Origin of the sequence: Pontimonas salivibrio (genome assembly GCF_002950575.1) — a bacterium.
In the GTDB taxonomy this organism is placed as follows: domain Bacteria; phylum Actinomycetota; class Actinomycetes; order Actinomycetales; family Microbacteriaceae; genus Pontimonas; species Pontimonas salivibrio.
Map to the genome: position 1 here is coordinate 1,491,048 of NZ_CP026923.1, position 26,130 is coordinate 1,517,177.

Sequence of the window (26,130 nt, forward strand, 5' to 3'; positions counted from 1 at the left end):
CTTGCTACATGCTTCTGCGAATACAAAGACATCGCGCAATGGTGCGGGAAGGGTGTTCGTGGCTATTCGTTCACTGCCGGAAACGGCACACAGCAGACTGGCTGACTGGTCAGATGACCCCAGCACCGATGTCCTCGTCATCGGCGGCGGGATCAACGGTCTCGCCGTGTTTCGGGAGCTTGCCCTCCAAGGCGTCAAAGTCGTCCTCGTCGACAAAGCCGACTACTGCTCGGGAGCATCAGCCGCCTCCTCACACATGATCCACGGAGGTATTCGCTACCTCGAAAACGGCGAAATCCGTCTCGTGCGTGAATCACTACTGGAGCGAAACCGCCTGCTGGCAAATGCCCCACACTTCGTCAAACCCCTCAAAACAACGATTCCGATTTTTTCGCTGTTTTCCGGAATTCTCTCCGCCCCCTTCAAAATCCTCACCCACCGCCCCGGCAAACCCAAAGAACGCGGCGCCGCACTGATCAAAATCGGCCTCATCTTGTATGACACGTTTGGGCGCAACCAGGGCCGGATGCCCCGCCACCAGTTCTTCGGGCGGGAAAAAACACTCGCCACCATCCCCGGCATCAACAAGCGGGTCAAATATTCCGCGCATTACTACGACGCCGCCATCGAAAACCCTGAGCGGCTCGCCATCGACCTGCTCCAAGACGCACTGGCAGCCGGACCCCACGCCCGCGCCGTGAACTACGTCACCGCGAGTGCTCACGAAGACGGCCACACCACCCTTACCGACGAACTAAGCGGTGACACCCTAAATCTGAGCGCCACCGTGGTGGTCAACACCTCAGGCCCCTGGACTGACCTCACAAACCGGGCCCTAGGTGTCGACTCGCACTACATGGGTGGCACCAAGGGCTCACACGTCGTACTGGACAACCCCGAACTACACGCCGCGTGTAACGGTCGGGAAATCTTTTTCGAAAATAAAGACGGCCGGATTGTCCTGATGTACCCACTGTTAGACCGCGTCCTGCTCGGCACGACGGACATTCCCGTCGATGACCCCAACGACGTCGAATGCACCGAAGAAGAAGTGGACTACTTTTTCGACCTCGTCGGATACGTCTTTCCCGACATCGCCCTGGATCGCTCCCACATTGTCTACCGCTACTCCGGAGTTCGCCCGCTGCCTGCCGCGGGTGATGTGAACCCCGGCGTCATCTCGCGCGACTACCGCATTGTGCGCGACCGTCTCGATAAAGACACCACCATGTTGAGCCTGGTTGGTGGAAAGTGGACCACTTTCCGCGCCATCGGCGAACACATCACCGACGACGTCCTCGCCGAACTGGGTCGCCCACGCACCTCAGGCACCAATGACCTGGCCATCGGCGGCGGAACGGGCTTCCCCGAAACCGAGAGGGGTCGACAAGCCTGGATTGACACCCACCGCGGCGATTTCGACGCGACACGAGCCGACCAACTGCTCACCCGCTACGGCACGGTGGCTGCAGAACTTCTTCAGCTGATGGACCACAGTGTTGATAGCGCCCTGGAGCACACGCCGGACTACTCCGTCGAAGAAGTTCGCGCAGTGGTCCTGAGAGAACAGGTCCACACCTTGGCGGATCTCGTCTACCGTCGCACCACACTTGGTTTTACGGGTCGCATTTCCCCACGTAGTCTTGCTGAGCTCGCCCACATCATTGGGGATGTTCGGGGTTGGTCAGCCACAGAGCGTGACCGCCAAGTGTCCTCAATTCCCCTGGAAAGGTCACTGACTGATGACGCTTGAACTGCGAAACGTGAGCCTGTCTGATCGCACGGACGATCTGCTCTATGACATCTCGGCAACGTTCCACACCGGGATGAACGTCCTGGTGGGACCAACGCTGTCGGGCAAAACCACACTGATGCGCCTCATCGCCGGTTTGGTTCCCCCCACCGAAGGCCAGATTCTCCTGAACGGTACCGACATCACGAAAACGACGGTGCGCGATCGCTCGGTGTCCTTCGTCTACCAACAATTCATCAACTACCCCGCAATGTCCGTCTTCGACAACATCGCCTCGCCCTTGAAAGTCTCCAAAGACAAACCCTCCAAAGAGGCCATTGCCGAGCGGGTGGAAGAACTGGCGGAACTGTTGGGACTCACCCCCCTGCTGACGCGGAAACCCTCGCAGCTTTCCGGTGGGCAGCAGCAGCGCGTTGCCATCGCACGCGCACTGTCGAGAAAAGCCGACATTTTGTTATTGGACGAGCCACTAGCCAACCTCGACTACAAATTGCGCGAACAATTGCGCGACGAACTCCAGCGAATCTTTGCCGATGCGGACAACATTGTGATGTACTCGACCGCTGAACCCGCAGAAGCCCTCGACTTTGGGGTCAAAACTTTCGTGCTCTCCAAGGGTCGACTCGTCCAAGAGGGCCCCGCCCTAGACCTCTACCAACACCCCGACACGGTTGAGGTGGCCAAAGTGTTGAGCGATCCGCCCATCAACCTCGTCACCTCCACCCATGAGGGTGCCCAAGCATCCTTCGGTGACGCCACCTTCACGTTCGACCATCCGTCAATTGGTGATCGAAAGACCTACCAACTCGGTATCCACCCCCACCGCATTCGAATGGAACGAAGCCACGAAACGGAGGTCGAGTTCCACGGCAGTGTTCAACTGGCGGAAGTGACCGGGAGTATCACCTTCCTCCACCTGGAACTTCCCACAGGCGAATACGCCGTGATCGAACTCGATGGGGCCTTCCCGATGGACCCCGACACATCCGTCACCGCGTATTTCGACCCCCAAGACTTGCACGGCTTTGACGCAGACAGCGGTGAGGCCCTGTTTGCTCCGACGAGAGGGAGTGCATAAATGGCAACCATAGAACTGCAAAACATTGCCCACAGTTACGACGGTGGCGCCACGTTTGCCCTCAAAGAAATCAGCATGACCTGGGAAGACGGCAAAGCCTATGCGCTTTTGGGACCCTCCGGCTGCGGGAAGACCACGCTGTTGAACATCATGTCCGGGATCATCAAGCCCTCCCAGGGCCGCATCCTCATCGACGGTGTCGACATCACGGATAAACCCACCGAAGAGCGAAACATCGCCCAAGTGTTCCAGTTCCCCGTGCTTTACGACACGATGAGCGTACGGAAAAACCTCGAATTCCCTCTCAAAAACCGGAAAGTTCCAGCCGAGAAAATTAAAGAACGCGTTGCCCACATCGCCGAACTACTCGGTTTGGAAGATCAACTCGATATCCGCCCCGGCAAACTGCGCTCCGATCTCCAACAAATTGTGAGTCTCGGTCGAGGCCTCGTGCGGGAAGATGTCGCCGCCATCCTCTTTGATGAACCGCTCACGGTCATCGACCAGAACTTCAAATGGACACTTCGTAACCGCCTGAAGCGCCTCCACCTCGCGACCGGTGTCACCCTCGTCTACGTCACCCACGACCAGACTGAAGCACTCACCTTTGCCGACGATGTGTTGTTGATGAAAGACGGTGAAGTGGTTCAGGTGGGCTCCGCCGACGACCTGTTCCTGGAGCCAAGCCACGAATTCAGTGGCTACTTCATCGGCTCACCCGGAATGAACTTCCTCGATGCCGAAGTCACAGGTGGTCAAGTAGTTGCCCACGGTGTGAACCTGGGGCCCGTTGCGGATACCTCGCTTTCCGGACCGCACCGGCTTGGTGTGCGACCGGAATTCGTCCGGCCGGTCGACACCGGCGGCATCGACGTGGAAGTCCTGAAGGTCGAAAATCGCGGAGGCTTCCAACTCGCCCAGCTGCTCCTCGCCGACCAAAAAATTATGGCGAAATTGGATGCCGACCTTGAGATTGCTTCCGGTGAACACCGGGCGTTTGAGTTTGTTCCCGAACGCACATTCCTCTTCCACGACCAACGAGCGGTGAGCACGATGAAACCGATGAGTGCGGGGGCAGCCCGATGAACACCAAAAAGAAGAACAACAAGGCGTGGTTCCTCGTCTTACCTGTCGTGTTGGTGGTGGCCTTCACGGCGATCATCCCGTTGATGACGGTCGCCAACTATTCAGTCCAGGACATCCTGAGCCCCGACAACCGCATTTTCGTTGGTCTCGAGTTCTTCCGGCAAATTGCCACAGACCCGGCCATTGTCGCTGCCTTCCAGCGCAACCTGGTGTTCTCCACACAGATTCTCGCTATCGAAATTCCGCTGGGAATCATGATCGCCAAGCTCATGCCCCGGCGCGGGTGGAAAGCAGCCGCCGCGCTTGTCATCGTGGCCATCCCGCTGATCATCCCGTGGAACGTGGTGGGAACCACCTGGCGGGTCTTCGCCCGACCTGACGTGGGGCTACTGGGTGTCACCATGAACCAGTTCCGCCCATTCGATATCGGCAACACCCCGGCAGATGCTTGGTTCACCATGGTCTTGATGGACGTCTGGCACTGGACTCCGCTGGTGGCCCTCCTGGTATACGCCGGTTTGCGAGCCATCCCGGATGCCTACTATCAGGCAGCGTCGATTGATGGCGCCTCCGCCGTGTCGGTGTTCCGTTTTGTGGAACTGCCCAAACTGCGTCGAGTGCTCATGATCGCGCTGTTGCTGCGTTTCATGGACTCGTTCATGATCTACGCCGAGCCCTACATCCTCACCGGAGGTGGTCCGGGTACGGCGACCGAAGTAATGAGTATTTTGCTAGCCGTTATTGCGGTGATCCAATTCGATTTGGGTAAAGCGGCGGCCTTCTCACTGATCTACTTCCTCATCATCCAGATCTTCTCGTTTATCTTCTTCACCATCCTGACGCTCGACGAGCGCCCGGGAGCGACGAAGAGGGCCGAAAAGAAAGCGCTAGCGGCACAAGCCTCGGCGGGCAAAGCCGACGCCGCCCCGAAGACAGGAGTGACCAATGAGTGACACCATCGCGCCCGTCGCGCGAGCAGGCGCTAAGGGCACTTATTTTGACTGGAAGAGCTGGTTGTTCTGGCTCATCATGGCCATCTGGTCCATTCCGCTGTTGTGGCTGATGTCAATGTCGGTGCGCTACAACGAAGACATTTTGACGGTCTTTGAAATCATCCCGTCCAGGATTTCCTTCCGCGGATACATTGAATTCTTCTCGGAGCCCCAGTGGTACGGCGCACTGATCAACTCGTTGACCTACACGACGATGAACATGGTGCTCTCGGTCGCCGTCGCCCTGCCCGCCGCTTACGCGTTTAGTCGCTTCACTTTCTCGGGAGATAAGCACCTGTTCTTCTGGTTGCTCACCAACCGGATGGCACCCGCTGCAGTGTTCTTGTTGCCGTTCTTCCAGATGTATCAAGCACTAGGCCTTTTTGACACGACTTACGCCGTCGCCCTCGCCCACATGCTCTTCAACGTGCCCTTGGCGGTGTGGATCCTTGAAGGCTTCATGTCCGGGGTACCAAGACAGCTCGACGAAATGGCCGAAATTGACGGCTATTCCTTCCCCCGGTTCTTCCTCACCGTGTTTGTGCCCATGATCCGTGCCGGAATTGGGGTCACTGCGTTCTTCGCCTTCATGTTCAGCTGGGTTGAGCTCCTGATCGCCAAGACACTGACTGGTCCCCAAGCGATGCCCCTCGCAGTGCAAATGTCAACGACATCGACAGCGGCCGGCTTGGACTGGGCACTGCTGAGCGCGGCTGGGGTGATCGCGATTATCCCGGGAGTGATTGTCATTTGGTTTGTGCGCAATTACATCGCTAAAGGCTTTGCATTGGGAAGGGTGTAACGATGCTTGATTGGATGTATTGGACCACCCCGGTGGCCATCACGTTTAGCGGAATCATTGTGATGATTGCCGGCATGACCATCTGGGGCCACTACCGAACCCCCATCCTGCGCAAAGGGTTTTTGGGAATCGTCACCGACCGTGGCGACCGCCTCTACATCTCCATCATCACTTTTGCACTACTGATGGTGTTGTCTTTCGCCTTCGAGGTTCCCAGTGCGCTGCTGAGCGCCCTGGTAGCCGCCAGTGTCTCGGCGGTGATCCTCAAATGGGGCTAACAAAGGTTTGGGGGAGCACCCGCAAGTACTCCCCCAAAACACGAAACTTGAGGACCTCAAGTTTCATGTCACAGCAGTTAGGGACTTTAGCAAAAGTCTCTGACGACAAAGGAAAGGTAAATCTATGAGCACCAGAACCGTTCGGAAACGGACGCAGTATGTGGTGGCTCTCTCCGCCGTGACGACACTCGCGTTGTCGGCATGTGCAGGCGCCACTGGAGGGGGTGGAGATACCGGTTCGACAGACTCGGGAATCGAAACCGCTGAAGGGACCGTCGAAGAGAGGGCTGAGCAGTACATTGACCAGTACTTTGCGGACAGTGTGCTGACCAAAGAAGAGCAGATGGAAGAGCTCATGTGGTTCGTCGAAGCAGCCGAACCCTACGCAGGCATGGACGTCAGCGTTCTGTCTGAAAACATTCCCACGCACGCCTACGAATCAGAGGTACTGGCAGCAGTATTTTCTGACCTCACTGGCATCAACCTGACTCACTCCCTGATGGGTGAGGGTGAAGTGATGGAAATCATCTCCACCGAGATCCAAACTCGGACCTCGGTCTATGACGGTTACGTCAACGACACCGACTCGATTGGTGGTCACCAGCGCGGTGACTACATCTACCCCATCAGCACCTTGCTGGAGTCATCGCCGACCCTGCCCACCCTTGACATCGATGACTTCATCGGGTTGAGCTTTGGTACTGGTTCTGACGGTGTCATCTACCAGTTGCCTGACCAGCAGTTCGCGAACCTCTACTGGTTCCGCTACGACTGGTTTAGCGACCCGGACATCCAGCAACAGTTCGAGGACATCTACGGTTACCCCCTGGGCGTTCCCGTGAACTGGTCGGCTTATGAAGACATCGCGGTGTTCTTCTCGACTCAGGTCAACGGCGATGGAACCATCGACGGTGAAGAAGTATTTGGCCACATGGATTACGGCGCAAAGCACTTCTCACTCGGATGGCGCTTCACCGACGCATGGCTGTCAATGGCCGGAAACGGTGACACCGTATTCGACCCAGAAACCGGAGAGCGCACTCCCAACGGTATTCCCGTTGACGAGTGGGGTATCCGCGTCGAGAACTGCAGCCCCGTAGGTTCCTCAGTGGAGCGTGGTGGAGACACCAACGCACCCGCTTCGGTCTACGCGGTTGAGAAGTACCTCGAATGGTTCGACTATGCACCTCCCGGAGCTCAGAACCTGAACTTCGACGAGTCTGCACCTGTCGTGGGCGAAGGAAACGTTGCCCAGCAGATGTTCTGGTACACCGTGTTCACCAGGGCCACTATTGACTCGCCGGCAATGTCCGACGAGAACGGTGACCCCGTGTGGAGAATGGCTCCTAGCCCCCACGGCGCGTACTGGCAAGAAGGGCACAAGCTCGGCTACCAGGACGCTGGATCATGGACCTTCATGAACCACGCCGACGAAGAAAAGCGTGACGCCGCCTGGCTCTACGCTCAATTCGCCACCTCGAAGACTGTTGACCTCGCAAAATCCATCCAAGGATTGACCTTTGCTAGGGACACAACAATCAACTCTGATTGGTTCACCGAAAACGCCGGCGACTACGGCGGGTTGGTTGAGTTCTACCGGTCACCAGACCGCGTGAACTGGACCCCGACTGGCACCAACGTGCCTGACTACCCATCGATGTCGGCTGAATGGTGGCAGGCCATTGGTTCTGCTGCTGCCGGTGAAATCACCGCTCAGGAAGCCATGGATCAGCTTGCAACCAAGCAGGATGAAATCATGGAGCGCCTCGAGCGCGCAGGAGTTCACGACGAATGTGGCGTGAAGCTCAACGAGCCTCGCGACGCCCAGTACTGGCTTGACCAGCCTGGCGCGCCATACCCGGCTCTTGCAGATGAGAAGGGCACACCGGAAACGGTTCCCTATGACGAACTGGTCGCTGGCTGGTTCGAAGGTAACTCCTACCTCGACTAGAGGATAGGTTGACCTGCGGTTGTGCCGGTGGGGGTTTACTCCCACCGGCACAACTGTCTTAACACCCAGATGTCTGAACACTTAGACGTCTTAACACCGCGAGAGGACCCTGCCCCATGGCATCCCACGACATACCCCAGCTGGAACTACACGATGGAACCACAATCGACCAGCTTGGTCTGGGTGTCTACAAAGTCCCCGAAGAGGAAACAGAAAAAGTTGTCACGACCGCGCTCGAGGTCGGCTACCGGCTCATCGACACTGCGTCCATGTATGACAATGAGGCGGCTGTGGGACGTGCCATTCGACACAGTGGCATTGCCAGGGAAGACATCTCCGTCGCCACAAAGTTTTGGCTAGAAGATTTGGGCTACGACAACACCCTGCGCGCCTTCGAGCGCAGCCTGGACGCCATGGGTCTTGACTACATTGACCGCTACCTCATCCATTGGCCTGCGCCGGAAAGAAACCTTTTTGTCGAATCGTGGGCCGCAATGTTGGCGCTCAAAAACGACGGCGCAGTGCGCTCCATTGGGGTGTGTAATTTCCACCCGGAACACCTCGAGCGACTCATCAGTGCCTCCGGAGTGGCCCCCGCAATCAACCAAGTAGAAATGCACCCGTGGCTCACTCAAGAGCCACTGCGGGTATTTCACCAAGACCACGGCATTGTCACACAAGCCTGGTCCCCCCTTGCCCGGGGGCAAATTCTGGACGAGGCGACACTGGTCGCCCTCGCCGCCCACTACGGCCGAAGCGTCTCTCAAATTGTGCTGCGCTGGCATATCCAACGGGGTGACGCCGTCGTCGCAAAATCGGTGCGCCGGGAACGCCTCGCCGAGAACCTGCAGGTGTTCGATTTTGACCTCACAGCAGAAGATATGGCCACAATCAGTGGCTTAAACCGCGACTACCGAACCGGAGTGGACCCCAACGATCGGAACTAGCCGGTAGGTGCTCAGCAGGCACTAAATAGGCGAGCCGACCCCGATAGGGCACCGCTCACAGACCTATTCCACCCCGCTAGTCCACCCCGCTATTCCACCCAGTCGAAACTCTTCTGGACAGCTTTTTTCCACACCCGCAGTCGCTCTTCCCGCTCGTCTGTGCCCATCTGTGGCTCGAAACGGGCCTGTTCGTGCCATTTGTCGCGCAATTCCTCCAGGTTTTGCCAAAACCCGACCGCAAGACCCGCCGCGTACGCGGCACCTAATGCCGTCGTTTCGGCAACCTGTGGTCGAAGTACCGGTATTCCCAAAATGTCTGCCTGGAACTGCATCAACAGACTGTTTTGGGTCATCCCACCGTCAACTTTCAACTCGCTCAAGCCACCACCAAAGTCTTCGTTAATGGCGTCCAACACCTCGCGGGTTTGAAAAGCGGTCGCCTCCAGCGCCGCCCGGGCGATGTGGGCTTTCGTGATGAAACGTGTCAGACCAACCAACACTCCCCTGGCGTCTGAGCGCCAGTAGGGGGCGAAAAGCCCACTAAACGCGGGCACAAAATGCGCGCCCCCGTTATCGGGAACGCTGGCAGCCAACCCTTCGACCTCATCGGCACTCTGAATCATGCCGATGTTGTCGCGCAACCATTGGATGAGTGAACCGGTGACCGCAATGGATCCCTCCAGGGCGTAAGTCACTGGCTCGCTACCCAGCTGGTAGGCGACGGTGGTCAGTAGACCGTGAGAGGAGGACACCTGATCGGTGCCGGTGTTGACCAATAGAAAGTTCCCGGTTCCATAAGTGTTTTTTGATTCACCCGGGCTGAAAGCGGCTTGGCCGAAAGTAGCCGCCTGTTGGTCGCCCAAAATGCCCGCGACGGGCACTTCGCGCAGCAACCCCGAGCTGTGGACGTGACCGTACACTTCGGCAGAGCTCTTGATTTGGGGGAGCATTGAGCGAGGCACAGAAAACGCGTCGAGTAGTTCCTGATCCCACGAGACGGTGGAAATATCACACAGCAGCGTTCTCGACGCATTGGTGACATCGGTGACGTGAACACCACCATCGACACCGCCGGTCAGATTCCACAACACCCACGTGTCCGGTGTGCCACACATGAGGTGGCCGGCCTCAGCTAACTGCCTGGCGCCCTCAACATTGTCGAGAATCCACGCAATCTTGCTGGCCGAAAAATAGGTCGCCAACGGCAACCCAGTCTTGTCTCTAAACCGGCCCGGACCCCCGTTCACGGCAAGCTCATCGATGAGCCCCTGGGTCCTGGTGTCCTGCCAGACAATGGCGTTGTACAAGGGTTGGCCTGTTCGACGGTCCCACACGATCGCAGTTTCACGCTGGTTGGTAATGCCCACGGCGGCAATATCGTGGCGCGTGATGTTGGCTTTACCCAACGCTTGACCGATCACTTCGCGGGTGTTGGCCCAAATTTCCATGGGGTCGTGCTCGACCCAACCCGCTTGGGGAAAAATCTGTTGGTGTTCCATCTGACCGGTGGCAACCGGCAAGCCATCGTGGTCGAAAATGATCGCCCGGGTGCTTGTTGTTCCCTGGTCGATGGCCAAAACAAAGGTCGACATCGTCGTCTCCAAAATGGGAAATTGTGAACTATCCAAGAGTAGAAGCTAACGGTGGAATCCGACCCCGCACGTTCGTGCGATATCGGCCGCACACTGTCGGAGAAAATTACGGCTTCAATGACTGTTCACCCAACGCTCACCCCCACGACAACGCAGGAAGCATAGGGCTCCGACTGGCCTCACTAGCCTGGTGGCTGCCGACAAATCACACGGCAGAATGTCCCGCCCACTGGAAGGTCATCATGGCTCTCACCCACCTACTGTTGCGAGGTTGGGCCAGCCTGGTGCACACCGCGAGACGGGTGCTACAACGCCTCGGCCTTCTACGTTGGATCGATCAGTGGGCCCAGTCCAGTCGAATCGGCCTGTGGGTTCGCTCGCTGTTTTCCCTCTACGACGTGGAAGATTTCGTCCGACTCGACCTTCCGTGGTGGACTTTCGACTCGATATCCCACGTGGATCATTTTCTGGCGGAGCGCACCAATGCACGGGTGTTCGAATGGGGCTCCGGCGCTTCCACGATCTGGCTAGAAAAGTGCGCCGTGTCGGTGGTCTCTGTTGAGTACGACTCCCAGTGGCTTGCCCTGATGAAACCACTCGTTGGTAGGAATACCAAGATCATTCACACCCCCGCTCAGCCCAACACAAACCCCAGCATCGGCTCACAGATGTGGGGGCATAAGGATTTGGATTACCGCGACTATGTGGACGCCATCGACCACGTCGACGGACAATTCGACCTGATTGTCATCGACGGTCGTGCGCGGAGCGCATGTCTGGAAAAAGCTGTCGAGCGTCTCGCACCAGAGGGAATGGTGGTCTTTGACAACACGAATCGGCGCCGCTACCGGGCTGCCCTCGTGGCGGTTCGAGAAACGTTCGAGGACACCGTCACCACCGGCCTCACACCGTCCCTACCGTGGTCAACCCAGACCACCCTTTTGCGCAAAAACAGAGGGTGAAAGGGTGTTCTACACTCTTAGAAATGACCGACGATACTTCTAACGCCCAAAGTTTTGCGTCCCGACTGAACTGGCTTCGCGCCGGTGTTCTCGGAGCAAATGACGGCATCGTGTCGATTGCCGCGCTGGTTGTGGGAGTTGCTGCGGCGACCAATAACATTGCGGCCATCCTCATTGCCGGAGTGTCCGGCGTTGTCGCCGGGGCCATTTCGATGGCCGTAGGTGAATACGTTTCGGTCAGTAGTCAGCGTGACAGTGAAAGGGCTGTCATTGAACGTGAAGCCCACCTGCTGGCGACCGAACCCGAAAAAGAACTCCTCCTTCTCCAACAGGCCTACCAAGAGCGTGGCCTAACAGAAGCCACCGCGAAAACGGTGGCAAAGGAACTCACCGAACACGACGCGATTACCGCGCATCTGCAAGTAGAGATGAACATTGACGGGCAAACGACCACAAATCCGTGGCATGCCGCACTTTCTTCTTTCATCGCGTTCGTCTTAGGAGCCGCTCTTCCCCTTCTTGCCGTCACGATTGTGGCCGCCGACTACCGCGTTGGGGCGACCGTGGTCGGATCACTGATTGCCTTGGCCATAACCGGCGGTGTCGGCGCAAAACTGGGTGGTGCGAAACCACTGCCGGCGATTGTCCGCGTGACGCTCGGAGGTGCCGCAGCACTCGCCATCACATGGACCATTGGTGAGCTTCTGGGAACGAGTCTCGCCCTCTAATCCAACCTCCGGTGAGTCGTCGTCTGACAGAATCCCGGGCGATGCCCTAGAATAAAAGGGTCGGCCTTGGGGTTCCACCCAGCGTATGCATTTGTTTCCCACAGTCCGGTGTGACCCGCAACGTGCGGGCCCGTGTGCGAAACCCGCGCCTTTACCCCCAAGAAAGTGACTATTGCTATGTCGACCCCTGCCCGCACTCCCCGATCGCGCCCCGCGCGTCATGGTGCAACAAGAGGCAAGACTGCCTCCAACCCCCGTTATAACTCGCAGCGCAGCGGGCGCAGTGAAGGCGGCGACGAACCACGTCGCGACCGCGGAGGTCAATCCGATCGCCCCGCTCGTGAGGACCGCGGCCAACACAACAACCGCTCTGATGCTCCGCGCCGCTCGAGTGGTCAAAACTCCAATGGTCAGGCCCGTTTTGAGCGGAAAGACCGTGACCAGCGACCAGGGCGCGAGCAACGCGCAGATCGTGAGCAACGCCCAGAACGTGATTACCGAGGCAATCGCGACCAACGCCCCCGTGATGACGAGCGCGGCGAAGGCCGTCGCAACCCGCGTAATGACCAACGGGACAACCGCCCCGCACGGGACAATCGTCCCGCGCGCGACGACTACTCAGCACGCAGTGAAGAGCCGCGCCGCGGTGAAGACTCCCGCAGAGACAATCGTTCTTCACGGGGCGAGTCCTTCCGTGAAGAGGGCGGAAGAGGGTCCCGTTCTGGAGGAGAGCGCTCTTACGGTGGTCGCTCTGGTGGCCGTTCCGGTGGCTACTCCGGAGCACGCCGCGGTGCGCCCAGTCGCAGCCAAGGGCGAGGCAAGTCAAGCTCCCGCCACCACAGAGAAGATGTCGTTCAAGAGCGCTACCAGGGCGTCAGTGTCAGTGCGGAAACACATAGCGCTGACACATTTGGTGAGTTAGGAATCAATAAGGCGCTGACCGAAGTGCTCTCCGGCATGGGCGCATCAAGTCCGTTCCCGATCCAGACCGCCACCATTCCTGAAGCGCTGACCGGGCGGGATATTCTCGCCAGAGGTCACACCGGCTCTGGAAAAACCATTGCCTTTGGTGCAGCACTCGTTGAGCGTTTAGCCCCGGGTGGAAAAACAGTCAAAAGGAGAGGTTCAGGGCGTGCACCGAGCGCACTGATTCTTGCGCCCACCCGTGAACTGGCTTTGCAGATTGATCGGACCGTGCAACCGTTGGCGAGAGCTGCCGGCCTGTTCACCACCCAGATTGTGGGTGGTGTGCCCCAGGGCCGCCAGGTTCAAGCACTGCAGAGAGGCGTTGACATCGTCATTGGCACCCCGGGTCGCCTCGAGGACCTCATCACGCAGGGCCACTTGTCCCTCGATGAGGTGTGGGTGACCGTGATCGACGAAGCCGACCACATGAGCGAACTCGGGTTTGCCGAACCCGTTGATCGTCTGCTCACTCAAACGCAAGGTGGTGGCCAGAAGCTATTCTTCTCAGCCACTTTGGACCGTGCGGTCGCCCAACTGGTGGAGAAGTTCTTGGTGGCACCAGCCATCTTTGAACTGCAAACCTCAGACGAGGCATCTGCCTCGATTGATCACCACGTGTTTGTCATTGACCAGCGCGATAAGCGTGAAATTGTTCAGCGCCTGAGCGCCGGAGATAAAAAGACCCTGGTCTTTACTCGCACCAGGGCCGATGCAAAGAACCTCGCCGAACACTTGGACGGTTTGGGTATCCCCGCGGTGGCACTACACGGTGACCTTAGCCAAGGTCAACGCCAGCGAAACCTGGGGAAACTCGGCTCCGGTCGTGCCCAAGTACTCGTCGCCACCGATGTGGCCGCACGCGGTATTCACGTTGACGACATCGCCTTGGTGATTCACGCTGATCCCGCCGAAGAGCACAAAACCTATGTTCACCGCTCCGGTCGCACCGGTCGTGCGGGTGGAACAGGTCGCGTGGTGACTCTGGCGACCAAGTCGCGCCAGCGGGAAGTCGACAGCCTTCTCCACCGCGCCGGCATTGAGTGGACCACCACCACCATGGGTCTGGGCGATCGCGCGTTGGCGGATTTCACCGCCGAGTAACACACTCCACACACTGGGGCCCTGGTCGCGATGCATCGCCACCAGGGCTTCACTGCTTCGGTGAGCGAAGCCTTCGCGGGCAAAGACTCCCGCTCCCCTGACTGCCAGATGCCAGATGCCAGATGCCAGAAAAGCGAAAGCTCCTCGGCAGTCCGGGGGACGCGCAGAGGAGCTTTCGAATAAATGGTTGCGGGGGCAGGATTTGAACCTACGACCTCTGGGTTATGAGCCCAGCGAGCTACCGAACTGCTCCACCCCGCGGCGTAATCACTACTTTACCACGGGGTGTCGCAGACGATAACCGCTCTTACGGGCTGAGCAGCAGTGCACGCTCTAGCGCTTCGGTCAGCCTTTGGTCGGCTTCCGCAGCCGCAATCAGGTCGTTCGCGCGGTAGGCCGCATCCCGATCTTCGAGGGCTTGTCTGGCGTCCTGGAGTGCATCCTGCAGAGTCTCCTCGATGACGGTCCCTGGAGTCTCCTCTTCGGTGGCGTCTTCGGTGCCCTCATCGACGCCCGTTTCGGGCTCTGTCGGTTCAGGCGCCGGGGCCGGCTCTTGGCCCTCCTCAGCGCCAGCATCAGCACCGCCGACGACAGCTTCCACGTCGCCCGCTTCAGCACCGGAGTCACCCTGGAAGAGTGAATCGAGAGCCTCATCCAAAGTGTCCTCAAAGGCAATCCGGTCACCAAACGACACGAGGATTTTCCTCAGCAGCGGGTAGGAGGTCTCACCGGTTGACTGTACGTAGACCGGCTGGACGTAGAGCAGACCTCCACCAACCGGCAGTGTCAGGAGGTTTCCGGAGATCACCTCGGTTTGACCTTGACGCAGCAGGTTTAGTTGCTGGCCCACTTCAGCATCCGAGTCGAACTGTGCTTGAACCTGACCGGGACCAGGAATAGTGGTTTGCTTAGGCAGGCGAAGCAAAGTGAGCTTGCCGTAGTCGTCACCGGGGTCGGCGTTTGCCGCCAAGTAACCGAAGATGACGTTCCTAGTTGATTCGCCCGTCGCCCGAGGGATGTAGGTCGAATACAGCGAGAACGACGGTTCTTCACTGCCCGGTACCTGCATCGTGAGGTAGTAGGGCGGCTGCAAGGTGGGTGCAGCAGGGTTCGAGATGGGGTCGTTCGGGGTGACCCATTCATCTTCTGAAGAGTAGAACGTGCCCGAATCAGTCACGTGGTACGCCCCGAGGATGTTGCGTTGGATTTTGAACAGATCCGACGGGTAGCGCACGTGCTCCAACAGTGACTCCGTCATCTCACCCTGGTCGCGCAGCGTGTTGGGGAACACCTCCGACCAGGCTTGGAGGATGGGGTCCTCGGTATCCCACGCATACAGCGTGACGTCACCCGAATACGCATCCACGGTTGCTTTGACAGAGTTTCTGACGTAGTTCACGGTGTCGAACGCGAGCTGCGGTGCCGGACGGTAAGTGTCGGCAATCGCTTCAGAAATCTGTAGCGGAGTCGAATACGGGTAGTCGGCGGTGGTGGTAAAACCATCGACAATCCAGACCACGCGACCATCAACGACAGCCGGATACGGGTCGTTATCGAGGGTCAGGTAGGGGGCCACTTTCTGTACCCGATCCATCGGGTCGCGGTCGTAAAGAATTTGCGACTCTGGGTTGATGGCGTCAGAAAGCAGAATCTGTTCTGACTGGAACTTCAACGCGTAGAGCAGGCGACCAAATGTGGTTCCCACCGACGGCCCGCCATCTGCCGTGTACGTGTAGGTCTGGTTGTTTTCTTGACCTTCACCACCAGAGGGGAAGTCCAACTCCAGTTCGGGGGCACCTTCAGGGGCACCGACAATGGAGTATTCGGGCGAATTCTCGCCGAAATAGATCCGCGGTTCATATTCACCGAGGTTTTGGGAAACCGGGATACCGGATTCGATGAACTTGGGTTGACCGTCGGAGGTTCTTTGGTTTCCGTAAGCGGCGACCAAACCGTAACCGTGGGTGTAAACGATGGTGTTGTTGTACCAAGACTGTGAGCTAAGCCCACCGAGGTTCAATTCGCGCACCGCGAGCACGGTGTCGGTTGTTTCACCGTCCACGTCGTAGCGCCCCACATCCAAGAAGTCGGGGAATTGGTAGTACTGACGGAACTGCTCGAGCTGCGCGAACGAGTCCGTCACCAATGCGGGGTCGATGATCCGAATATTTGCAGCCGTCTCAGCGTCTTCGCGCAGGGCACCTGCGCTGGCCTCAGTGGTGGCCTCGTAAGGGATTTCTACGATGTCACTCACGCCGTACGCATCACGGGTGGCTTCAATGTTGCGCTCAATAAACGGCGCCTCCAGAGTCCTCGCGCTGGGGTCAACCTGGAAGCGCTGGATGACAAAGGGGTATGCCTGGGCGATCACCAAACTCGAGATGACAAACAACCCTGTTCCCACGATGGCGGGGCGCCAGCGCCCCACAATGGCCGTGACGAGGAACAAGATGGCGACCAGGAGGGCAATACCGGCGAGGATTGCGCGGGAGGGAATGGTGGCGTTGGCTTCTGCGAAACCGGCACCAAAGGGCAAGAATCCGCCGCTCGGCGAGACCAAGGTTTCATACTGTTGGAGCCAAATTCCGAGGGTTTGAATGGCGAAATACAGCACGCCGAGAACGGCCAACTGAATACGCATAATCCGGGAAATGCGAAGCTCACGTCCATCCAAGGAAATCGCCCCGTAAAGGAAGCCGGTCGCCGCCGACGCGATGATGGCGGTGATCAGGACCGCACTGGCAAAGCCAATGACCGAAAGGTAGACGGGAAGCTCGAAGACAAAGAACCCGATGTCTTGGCCAAATTCTGGGTCCTGCACACCAAAAGGTGCGCGATTCAACCACAGTAAGAATTGCGGCCAACTGTTTGCCGCAGCCAGACCGGCGAAAATTCCCACTACCGCAGGAACACCAAGCATCGCCAGGCGACGTAGCGGGTCAATCAGTTGGCGATAACGGTCCAGCTCATTAGATAACCGCGCGTAGACCGGACGGAAGCGGTAAGCCAAATCAATGGCCACGCCGACCGGGATGGCCATCGCCAGAAACCCGATGAGGAACATTGCTGCCGTGGCAAACCACTGGGTGAGCAAGACATCAACAAAGCCCAGCTGGTCAAACCACAACACCTCGGTGTATAGCGAGGCAAAAATGAAGAAGGCCACCACCAGCGCCGCAAGGACACCAATTGTCACCCCCAGGCTCAAACGTGAACGATTTTGGGTGGCGCCAGTTGTTTCAGACACGCAAAGACTCCTTGGGGTAAACGGCCGAGAACAGTCTACAAAGACTGGCGGCTGTCGTGCTGAGACTTCCCTGGGCTAGAGCCCCAGCGCCCATCCCGAGAACGGACTATTCGCAGCGGGGTACCTCTTGGTCTGCCATCGCCAATTCGAGAGCCACTACCGCATCGGCGAGAGTGTCAACAGGGATCACGGTGATGCCCTCCGGAGAGAGTCCTGCAACATCCACACAGTTTGCCCGGGGTACAAGGAACCATTCAGCCCCTGCATCGGCAGCGCCAAAGACTTTGTGACGGATGCCACCGACTGGACCCACCTCGCCGCTGGCGGTGATTGTTCCCGAGCCAGCGACCTGCAAACTGCCGGCAATCTGATCTTGTGTGAGCTTCTCGACCAGGCCTAAGGCAAAGAGTAGGCCGGCACTCGGCCCACCCACACTGCCCAACTCGATTTCTACCTGCACGGGAAAGTCGTAGCGACCCGCCACCAACACACCAATCACCGGTATGGGAGTGGGGCCTTCAGACATACGCGGAATCACGTCAACCGTCTGAGTCTCACCAGAGCGCACTACGTCGAGACTGATTGGTGACTGCACACCATTGTCGGCAATGAGGTCGCGAAGGGCAGTGACATCACCGACATCCTGGCCGGCAGCGCGAACAATCAGGTCGCCCTCTTGCAATACTCCTTCGCTGGGGCCGCCTTCCAGCGTCGAGGCCACCTCGAGGAAGCTGTCAAAGTCAATCTCGAGATACCCCAACGCGGCAGCAATTGCTTCCTGCTGGGAATTTTCCATGTCAATGCGCGCCGCCTCGCGGTTTTGCTCAATCGACACACCCGGTGGGAAGGCTTCATCGACGGGAGTAACGCTGCGCTCTGGGGCGAACCACGCCTGAACCACTTCCACCCACGAGGGCAACGCCTCTGGGTTTCCCACCCGTGTGACTGTCGTGACCCGAAGTTCGGCCCGTTCGGGGTATTCGGGCTGGTCGATGACACGAATGAGGGGCACATCTTCGTCCTCGACGCTCACCACCCCGAGGGTGTCATAAGTGGGGCCGGGGCGGTCAATGACGTAGGGGGCTGGCAAAAGTGTGAGAACCAGAGCGATGAACAGGGTCGCAGCGAGCAGAGCCCAGCCCGCCCTCCTGGAGCCTTCACGCAAGGCCGGCCGAGGGTCCTTCTCGGAAAAAATACTCAACAGCCTCTCCCTTACACAGCGCTCCGCCAGTGTAGTGACAGGACGTGGGCCCAACCGTCCTTCCTTCCCGACGGCGACGAGGGACACAAGCTGGGGGCGAACAGTTCAGCGCATGCTCGAGGCTCCCCGGTACCGTAGAGACATGTCAGGAGAGGACGACCGCGACAACTCAGTGCCGGATCCCAATGAGTGGATTCGAGATGCCGTGCGACGGATGTTCGATGGCGATCAAGGTTTCGACCCGGAGGAGTTCGCGAGGGCGGCCGGTTTCACCGGGGATGCCAGCCAGCTCCAAGCAATGGTGGAACAATTCGCTAGCGGCCTGACAGGCGCGATGAGCAACTCAGAGCACACGGCGCGAAACCATGCCGTCAAGGTGGCCGCTGAGGGGGCAAAAAGTATCGACCCTGCCCGGGCGGAAACCCTTGCCGGTTTATTGGGCACAGCCGCACTGTGGTTAAACGATGTCACCGACATGGCGGAGCCTGGTGGTCGGCCGTTGCTCATGACCCGGCAGGACTGGTCGCGGGCGACACTTCCCGTGTGGCAAGAAATGGCAGAACCGGTATCTGACGCTCTCGCGCGAGCAATCGCACAACTCATTGAGGAACAAGCACCCGAAGAGGTCAAAGGAGTCCTCGGGGGTTCCCCCGTGCTCACCACGATGACAACCAGTCTTTTTCGACTCCAACTGGCCCAAGTCGTGGGTGGCCTGGCCCGCGAGGTACTCTCCGCAGGAGATATCGGTATCCCCCTGATGCAAGCAAGCGACGAGCACGATGTTCGGGCCGAATTGGTGCCCCAAAACATCGACGAATTCGCCGAAGGCCTCGGTGTCACACCCGACGAAGTGGACCTTTATGTGGCGATCCGCGAGCTAGCCCACCAGCGACTGTTTCGCCACGCACGCTGGTTGCGCTTACACGTGATGAGCCTGGTCGGTGACTTCGCTCGTGGCATCCACATCGATGGTGACAAACTGATGGACTTTGCCGAATCCATCAACCCCAGCAACCCGGAAGAGATTTCGAAAATCCTCTCAAGCGGTGCCCTTCTGCCAGAACGCACCGAAGCGCAGGAACGCGCGTTGGTGCGGCTAGAAACCATGCTCGCCCTGATCGAAGGGTGGGTGGACCACGTCACCCGCAGCGCATCCTCACGCCTGCCGAACGCCGACAAAATTGCGGAAGCGATTCGTCGTCGGCGAGCAACAGGTGGACCGGCCGAGCATGCCTTCAAAACGCTTGTCGGTCTGGAGCTTCGCCCACGGCGCCTGCGGGAAGCCTCCACCATGTGGGATTCGCTGCTCGAGCTCTACGGTCAAGAAGCCCGCGATGAGTTGTGGGGTCACCCCGATCGACTACCCACCGAGGATGACCTCGATGCTCCAGACAACTTCCTGAACACCCTGGGCGTTGTCCCCGAGACCGATACCGATGTGGATCGCTTTCTCGATGAACTCTTCAGCGACCAGCCCCCAAGCGAACAAGAACCTGGCGAACGAGCACCCGGTCAAGGGGGTCCAGGTGACGATCCAGACCCCAAGTCTTCCGAGGACCCAAGCGACCCTCCCAGCAAGTAGCGAGCACACCGCAGGTGCGTGTGTAGCGCCTGGGGATAGTTTTCGCCCCGGCTTATTACTCTGAGGCACCCTTCAGGGATGAGCCAACGGGTGTACCGACTCCACACGAAAAGACCCCTGTTGTGGCGCACGCCCAACGACCTTCAAGTGGGCCTCGATGTCCCCCACACTGTCGTTAACGGAATCGATGACCGTGCGGCCCCGATTCTTCACGCCCTCTACAGCGGCGTCAGCGAAGGAGGGCTTCGTTTGCTCCGAAGCCAAACGGGAGTCAGTGAAGAAGCCGTCAACGATCTACTCACCCAGCTGGCCCCGGCGTGCGAGCCCGACCCGGAGCCACTCCAACGAAGCGTGTACCTGGTAGGCACATCCAGCCAAATGCCCGTCATGGCTGGTGTGTTGGGCGCAATGGGCGTGCAGGTGGTGTCCTGTGACGACGTCCATGACCTTCCAGACGCGGTGCCCGGTGGGGTCATTCTTGTCTCTGACTATGTGGCACACCCCGACTGGGTGAGCGTGTTGAGCCAAACCGACATACCCCACACGCCGGTGATTTTTTCCGACCTCACCGTCCAGGTGGGGCCACGCATCCAGCCAGGACACAGCCCCTGCCTGTCGTGTGTGGACCACGTGCGACGAGTCGATAATCCCCACTGGTTGACTGTGCAATCGCAACTGTGGGGCATACCCGCCCTGCAATCCACACCGGCGAGCGCCGGGGTGAGCGCAACCCTGGTGTGCCTACTCCACGGACTGTTGGGGCCTCTTCCGCATTCGCTGGGTGTGAGCGCCCCGGGGGTGGCTCTGGATTGGCGGCCACAGAGTGGTGCTCTCAGTATCCGAACCGTCGACTTCCACCCCTCCTGCACGTGCCGGGGGCTGTAACAAGAACTGACGGGCTCACCGGCCCTCGGCGTGAATTCCTAAAGGTGTCAGGAAGCGACTCATGTTCCGTTCAGCGCCACCGTGGCTACGGTTTCTTTTTGCCCAGCTCAGCACCAGGTGTTCCCTCGCGCGGGTAATGGCCACATAGAAAAGTCGTTGCTCTTCTGCGATGGCTTCGGGGGTGTCGGCATAAGAAATAGGAAATTGGCCTTCGGAGAGCCCCACCACGCACACCACCGGCCATTCTTGACCTTTCGCCGCGTGCACGGTCGCAAGCGTGACCGACTGCATGGTGGGTTCGTCGTGGGCTTGGGCTCTGCGCACCAGCTCTTCGGAAAATTCTTCCAAGGTGCGACCCTCGCCGAAGTTTTCAGCCAAGTCCCGAAGTGCCAGCAGGTCTTCCCACGCCGAACGGGTTGCACCACCGTGTTCGGGTTCATCACTGGTGAGGCCTAACCCGAAAAGAATGTCGGCAACTACTTGGTGGAGCAGTCCGGGGGTGTGCGCAACGGCGGCACCCCGTATTTCCATGACCGCTCGTTTCACGTGAGGTTGGTCGAAAAAACGTGTGCCGCCTTGGCTTCGAACCGAAATGCCTGCCGCCCGGAGGGCGCCATCGGTGAGAAGGGCTTGTGCGCTAAACCGGTGCAGCACTGCAATATCCGATGGTGAGTAGCCTTCTGCCAAGAATTGGCCCACACGTTGGGCAATCCAGGTCGCTTCGTCCTGGTCGGTGGCGTGGGCGGCGTAAATCAGGGGCGAGGTCTGGGGCTGTTTTGCCGTCAGTTCCACCGCACCGGGTTGGCCGTGGATGCTGATGTTGGCGGCGTTAATGATGTCTTGACTGGAGCGGTAGTTGTCTTCCAGCCGGATCACGCGGGCATCTGGGTAGGCCTCACCGAACCGGACCAAGTAATCGCTTGTTGCTCCGGCAAAGGTGTAGATCGTTTGGCTGGCATCCCCCACGACACAGACATCCCCACTGCCGCCCAACCACAGGTCGACCAGTCTTTGCTGAATGGGTGAGACATCCTGGTATTCGTCGACCACAAAATGGCGGTAGGTGGCGCGAACCCGCTCAGCAATCGCCGGTTCACTTTCCAACATGCCGACAGTGGCTAAGAGGACATCCTCAAAATCCATCCGACGCCGCTCGTCTTTGACCTTTTCGTAGGTTTCCATCACCGCGAGCATCGACTGGGCGTTCACCCCCGGGGGCAACGTGCGCACCCCCTGATCGATCTGCTGGAAATATTCCTCAAAAGTGAACGCCTTGACTTTCCGCCACTCAATTTCGCTGGCCAGGTCGCGCAACACCGCCTGGTCGACCTCAATGTGAAGTGTCTCCAACACGTGGGCGATCACACTCGCTTTACTCGCCACCACTTCGGGCAGGAAGCCGTCGGTGAGTTTGGGCCAAAAGTGTTGCAACTGTCGAAGTGCTGCTGAGTGGAAGGTGCGACTAGACACCCGGTTGACCCCGAGTGCTCGAACCCTGGTCGCCATTTCTTGGGCGGCTTTTTGGGTGAAGGTGAGGGCCAGAACCTGGTCGGCTTGATAGTGACCGGTGTGAATACCGTAGGCAATGCGGTGGGTGATTGCTCGTGTTTTCCCTGTCCCCGCTCCAGCCATCACACACACGGGCGCATCGAAGGTCGTCGCGACTAACCGCTGGCGTTCATTGAGGGAATCAAGGAGAGCGTCACTCACCAGTGGCTCTCCGGAAGTTTCTCGCCGTACCAGTGTTCGATCATTGCTCGGGCAATGGAGGTGGGGCCGGGGAGGACCACCTGGTCGAGTGAGTCAAAAAGTTCTTGCCGGCTAAACCAACGCAGGTCAATAATTTCTGTGCCATCTGGCTGGAGCGGGCCGGTAGCGTCATGGTCCAACTGGGCGGTGAAACCCACCATGAGGGAAGCCGGAAAGGGCCACGGTTGGCTTCCCACATACTGCGGGTTTTTCACACTCAACCCTGACTCTTCAAATACTTCCCTTGCGACGGCGGCTTCAAGCGATTCTCCTGGTTCCACAAAACCCGCCAGCAGCGAATAGCGCTGTGTTTCCCACAGTGCATTACTGCCCAGAACGATGCGATCATCCCGGTCGGTGATCAACACGATGATGGCCGCATCTGTGCGAGGAAACACACTTTTTCCGCTGTTTTGGTCGACCAGGACCCACCCGGCGCTATCGGAAAGGAGTGGCTCACCGGTCGCGGGAGAAAACTTGTGGGCTGAATGCCAGTTCGCTAGGGCGAGCGCTTCCACCAGCACCCCGGCATCTCGGTCACCGAGTGCGTGTCCGCTTGTTCGACCGCTCACCCAGAGGCTGGTGTCTGGTTCAAGCCCCAAAGCTTCATCGTCTTGGTAAAGGGCAGCAAGAACGGCGGTGCCCACGGTGAGCTCCTCATCGCTCTCCACACTTTTCCCCAAATAAATCACGGTGGTTGGCCTTGGCAGGGATTCCGGGCTTCGATAGTCCAGACGTAACCCTTCGGCGCGCTCGACCAACACTTCTCCTCGCCAGGCTGACACCACTTTGGTGTCGGGGTCAGCCCAGAGTCGATCGATAAGACCGGGGATAGCACGCGAGGGGGCATCCCGATCCAATTTCGCTCGGGATAGGGCCAGTCGTGGTGTGAGCGACATAACCCTCCAAAAAGTCCTGAGACGCGGTGACCAATGTGTTGTTCGGCCGGGCAGCCGCCACAGGGACCGCCCTCGCACGCGGTGTGGCAACGGTATCCGACCCGCCCCCGCGCTTACCCTGGAGGGCATGAGCCACCTGTCTCTTATGCTAGCGGCGCAGGCCTCAGCGGCGGTGCCGGGGCTCACATTGGTGAGCACGACCGACATGTCTGACGGGGAAAAAGACGCCGCCTTCGCCACCGATACGGATTCCCGAGCGTGGTTGGTTGAACTGCCACGCAGTGACAGTGAGGAGCTCAATACCCGCGAGCGCATTGAAGCGTTGCGGGCTATTGGTGATGGTTTGCGCTCCAGGGTGGGCTTTGGGCTCCCCCGCATTCACGGTGAAATTAATGTTCGGGGGAAAACCCTCACCGTCGCCGAATGGTTGCCAGGCTTTCGCACCAGTGCCGCGCAGGTGACCCCGGCGCTCACCGCATCTCTAGCCGAAGCGATGGCGACAGTCCACAGTATTCCTGCCAGCGCTCTCTACGACCAAGGCCGCCCCATTCACAGCGCGAATGAGGCGCAGCGCACTGCGGTGGGCATTGTTGATCGTGCCGCGCAGACCACCCTGTTACCCCAGTCGTTGCTGAGGCGCTGGGAAGCAGCCTACGAAGATCCGGAGCTGTGGCAGTTTGAACCGACCATCATCCACGGTGGACTGCGATTGGATTCTTTTTTGGTCGAAGGTGACAGTGTGACGGCAATCACCGGTTGGCGCGCCTTGCAGGTCGGTGACCCTGCACGGGATGTCGCGTGGGTGACGGCTCCGACCGCAAAAACCATCCAGGCAGGTGTCGAAAACGCCTACCGGGGTGCCAGGCCGGGTGCAGACCGACGCATTTTCCAACGGGCACGATTTTGGGCAGAGCTCGACATTGCCCGTTGGCTCCTCCACGGTATGGATCACGGTGATGAGGACATCACCCGCAAAGCCACCGCGCAGATTAATGAACTCCACGACAGGGTGGGAAGCGATATGGACTCGGCGTTGACCGAACCCCTCACCCAGACGCCCCACCCTCTTGCACCACCGCGGGACTCTAACGAGTAGTCTCGGTCGCTGTGGGCAGGCTGATTTCTGGGTGGTATCGACTCCTTTACAGCGCGCTTCGCACTCCGGTGCTGAAGTGGCTTTTTCTCCCGCGGTTTAAAGCCCTACAGCTCAGTGTGTCGCCCGGTCACGGTTGGCAAGAATCCGGGGAGTTTTTCCCCGCTTCCCCCGCTGTGGTGTCTCGCTCTCAGACCCTCGGTGAGGATCTCGTTGTTGCCGAGCCGGAGACGTTTCCGGCGGTCACCTGGTCACTCTGGTCACACGCCAGTGTGACCAATAATCGTTTTTTTGGTTTCCTCCTACACGGCGACCAGTTCATGATTCAACCTCGGCGCACCCCCGGGCCGTGGCGACTGAGTTACCGGAAAAACCGGGTGCTGTGGTCTTCCGGCGACAAAGTCCTTGTCGATAGGAACCGTGGCCACCGGATGCACGTTGATCGGGCCATTTTTTTGGGCGGCCGAGATTTCACTAACTGGTACCACTGGCTAGTCGACGGTCTCCCCCAACTACATATGGCCAATCGGCTTCCGGAGCACCTCCGGGACTATCCAGTAATTGTTCCGGAACAGATTTTTCGATACCCGACCATGTTGGATGCTTTGGAGCTGTTTAAGGGCCACCGCGACATGATTGTGATGCCCGAATGGGCTTTACTGGAAGCCGATTCGCTGGTGTGGATTGACCCGCTGGAGCTCAGCAACCTGCCAAAACAGCAGGGTCCAAGCCCTTTGGATTCCCGCCTTCACTTGCTTCACCGCGACGGCATGGAAAGCTACCGCGATGTCTACTTGGAGGCCTACGCGCCTCAGGAAGTAACCCCGCATCGGAAGCTTTTTCTCGCGCGTGATACCAAGCGCCGCTCATACAACCAAGAAGAAGCACTAGAGGTTGCCAAGGAGTTTGGCTTTGAAGCGTGCTACCCGGAGAAGCTGACGTTGGCTGAACAGGTGCAGGTTTTTCGCGAAGCGAAATACCTCATGGGTCCTTCTGGGGCCGGTTTCGCCGGTCTCCTTTTTTGCCAGCCGGGCACCAGCGCACTGTGTTGGCAGGACACTCGGATTCGTTCGATGACGATTCTGCCGGACCTGGCAACACTCAATCACGCCGAGTATTGGCACATTTTCTACACCTCGGATGAATCTGGCGGCCTTTTTCGGAGCAACTACACCCTCGACCCGCAATGGCTGAGGCAAAGCCTGCACACCTGGTTGGACTAACCAGGAAGCCCACCC

At 58.8% G+C, this 26,130-nt stretch carries 20 protein-coding genes and 1 tRNA gene; 15 read left to right on the forward strand and 6 right to left on the reverse strand.

Annotated features, from left to right (window positions below; genetic code table 11):
* Positions 1 to 58: 58 nt before the first annotated feature.
* From C3B54_RS07470 to C3B54_RS07505, 8 genes are all read left to right on the forward strand, one after another.
* The gene (locus C3B54_RS07470) at positions 59 to 1,753 is read left to right on the forward strand and encodes a glycerol-3-phosphate dehydrogenase/oxidase (protein ID WP_158665594.1); all 1,695 of its coding nucleotides are present in this window, start codon (positions 59 to 61) and stop codon (positions 1,751 to 1,753) included.
* Positions 1,743 to 2,831 (forward strand): ABC transporter ATP-binding protein, encoded by a 1,089-nt coding sequence (locus C3B54_RS07475; protein WP_104913936.1) that lies wholly within the window; start codon positions 1,743 to 1,745, stop codon positions 2,829 to 2,831. Before C3B54_RS07470 ends, C3B54_RS07475 begins: the two co-directional genes overlap by 11 nt.
* Complete coding sequence (locus C3B54_RS07480; RefSeq protein ID WP_104913937.1) at positions 2,832 to 3,917, forward strand: ABC transporter ATP-binding protein; 1,086 nt, start codon at positions 2,832 to 2,834, stop codon at positions 3,915 to 3,917.
* Positions 3,914 to 4,870: a carbohydrate ABC transporter permease gene (locus C3B54_RS07485; RefSeq protein WP_104913938.1), complete on the forward strand. Its 957-nt coding sequence runs from the start codon at positions 3,914 to 3,916 to the stop codon at positions 4,868 to 4,870. Before C3B54_RS07480 ends, C3B54_RS07485 begins: the two co-directional genes overlap by 4 nt.
* Complete coding sequence (locus C3B54_RS07490; RefSeq protein ID WP_104913939.1) at positions 4,863 to 5,711, forward strand: carbohydrate ABC transporter permease; 849 nt, start codon at positions 4,863 to 4,865, stop codon at positions 5,709 to 5,711. The genes C3B54_RS07485 and C3B54_RS07490 overlap by 8 nt, the downstream gene beginning before the upstream one ends.
* A 2-nt stretch (positions 5,712 to 5,713) precedes the next feature.
* Entirely contained in the window at positions 5,714 to 5,989 is a 276-nt protein-coding gene (locus tag C3B54_RS07495; protein ID WP_104913940.1) for a DUF2160 domain-containing protein, read from the forward strand.
* Positions 5,990 to 6,113: 124 nt separating this feature from the next.
* A complete protein-coding gene (locus C3B54_RS07500) occupies positions 6,114 to 7,940 on the forward strand; it encodes an ABC transporter substrate-binding protein (RefSeq protein WP_104913941.1) in 1,827 nt (608 codons plus the stop codon).
* A 116-nt stretch (positions 7,941 to 8,056) separates the two neighbouring features.
* On the forward strand, positions 8,057 to 8,887 hold the full coding sequence (locus C3B54_RS07505; protein WP_104913942.1) for an aldo/keto reductase: 831 nt from the start codon (positions 8,057 to 8,059) through the stop codon (positions 8,885 to 8,887).
* Positions 8,888 to 8,976: 89 nt separating this feature from the next.
* Here C3B54_RS07505 and glpK read toward each other — a convergent pair whose 3' ends face one another.
* Positions 8,977 to 10,479, reverse strand: coding sequence for a glycerol kinase GlpK (gene glpK / locus C3B54_RS07510; protein ID WP_104913943.1), 1,503 nt, complete (start codon positions 10,477 to 10,479; stop codon positions 8,977 to 8,979).
* 242 nt (positions 10,480 to 10,721) lie between these two features.
* On the opposite strand from glpK, the gene C3B54_RS07515 reads away from it, so the two are divergent.
* The 3 genes from C3B54_RS07515 (at position 10,722) to C3B54_RS07525 (ending at position 14,236) form a co-directional block, all read left to right on the forward strand.
* Complete coding sequence (locus tag C3B54_RS07515) at positions 10,722 to 11,441, forward strand: O-methyltransferase (protein ID WP_104913944.1); 720 nt, start codon at positions 10,722 to 10,724, stop codon at positions 11,439 to 11,441.
* Positions 11,442 to 11,464: 23 nt separating this feature from the next.
* On the forward strand, positions 11,465 to 12,169 hold the full coding sequence (locus C3B54_RS07520) for a VIT1/CCC1 transporter family protein (protein WP_104913945.1): 705 nt from the start codon (positions 11,465 to 11,467) through the stop codon (positions 12,167 to 12,169).
* A 165-nt stretch (positions 12,170 to 12,334) separates the two neighbouring features.
* Positions 12,335 to 14,236, forward strand: coding sequence for a DEAD/DEAH box helicase (locus C3B54_RS07525; protein WP_158665595.1), 1,902 nt, complete (start codon positions 12,335 to 12,337; stop codon positions 14,234 to 14,236).
* Between the two features lie 184 nt (positions 14,237 to 14,420).
* Here C3B54_RS07525 and C3B54_RS07530 read toward each other — a convergent pair.
* The 3 genes from C3B54_RS07530 to C3B54_RS07540 form a co-directional block, all read right to left on the reverse strand.
* Positions 14,421 to 14,497: transfer RNA gene (locus tag C3B54_RS07530), tRNA-Met, on the reverse strand.
* A 46-nt stretch (positions 14,498 to 14,543) separates the two neighbouring features.
* On the reverse strand, positions 14,544 to 17,483 hold the full coding sequence (locus tag C3B54_RS07535; protein ID WP_211286295.1) for a UPF0182 family membrane protein: 2,940 nt from the start codon (positions 17,481 to 17,483) through the stop codon (positions 14,544 to 14,546).
* A gap of 106 nt (positions 17,484 to 17,589) precedes the next feature.
* Positions 17,590 to 18,684, reverse strand: coding sequence for a YlbL family protein (locus C3B54_RS07540; protein WP_158665596.1), 1,095 nt, complete (start codon positions 18,682 to 18,684; stop codon positions 17,590 to 17,592).
* 142 nt (positions 18,685 to 18,826) lie between these two features.
* On the opposite strand from C3B54_RS07540, the gene C3B54_RS07545 reads away from it, so the two are divergent.
* Positions 18,827 to 20,266: a zinc-dependent metalloprotease gene (locus tag C3B54_RS07545; protein ID WP_158665597.1), complete on the forward strand. Its 1,440-nt coding sequence runs from the start codon at positions 18,827 to 18,829 to the stop codon at positions 20,264 to 20,266.
* A gap of 78 nt (positions 20,267 to 20,344) precedes the next feature.
* A complete protein-coding gene (locus tag C3B54_RS07550) occupies positions 20,345 to 21,151 on the forward strand; it encodes a hypothetical protein (RefSeq protein WP_104913949.1) in 807 nt (268 codons plus the stop codon).
* A gap of 15 nt (positions 21,152 to 21,166) precedes the next feature.
* Here C3B54_RS07550 and C3B54_RS07555 read toward each other — a convergent pair whose 3' ends face one another.
* Both C3B54_RS07555 and nudC read right to left on the reverse strand, forming a co-directional pair.
* Positions 21,167 to 22,861, reverse strand: coding sequence for an ATP-dependent helicase (locus tag C3B54_RS07555; RefSeq protein WP_245867887.1), 1,695 nt, complete (start codon positions 22,859 to 22,861; stop codon positions 21,167 to 21,169).
* Positions 22,858 to 23,799 (reverse strand): NAD(+) diphosphatase, encoded by a 942-nt coding sequence (nudC, locus tag C3B54_RS07560; RefSeq protein WP_104913951.1) that lies wholly within the window; start codon positions 23,797 to 23,799, stop codon positions 22,858 to 22,860. Before nudC ends, C3B54_RS07555 begins: the two co-directional genes overlap by 4 nt.
* 127 nt (positions 23,800 to 23,926) lie before the next feature.
* Between nudC and C3B54_RS07565 the strand changes: the two genes are divergently transcribed.
* On the forward strand, positions 23,927 to 24,895 hold the full coding sequence (locus C3B54_RS07565; RefSeq protein WP_104913952.1) for a phosphotransferase: 969 nt from the start codon (positions 23,927 to 23,929) through the stop codon (positions 24,893 to 24,895).
* Between the two features lie 11 nt (positions 24,896 to 24,906).
* Positions 24,907 to 26,115 carry a glycosyltransferase family 61 protein gene (locus tag C3B54_RS07570; RefSeq protein ID WP_104913953.1) on the forward strand — a complete coding sequence of 403 codons (1,209 nt, stop codon included), beginning with the start codon at positions 24,907 to 24,909 and terminating at the stop codon, positions 26,113 to 26,115.
* The last annotated feature ends 15 nt before the right edge of the window (positions 26,116 to 26,130 follow it).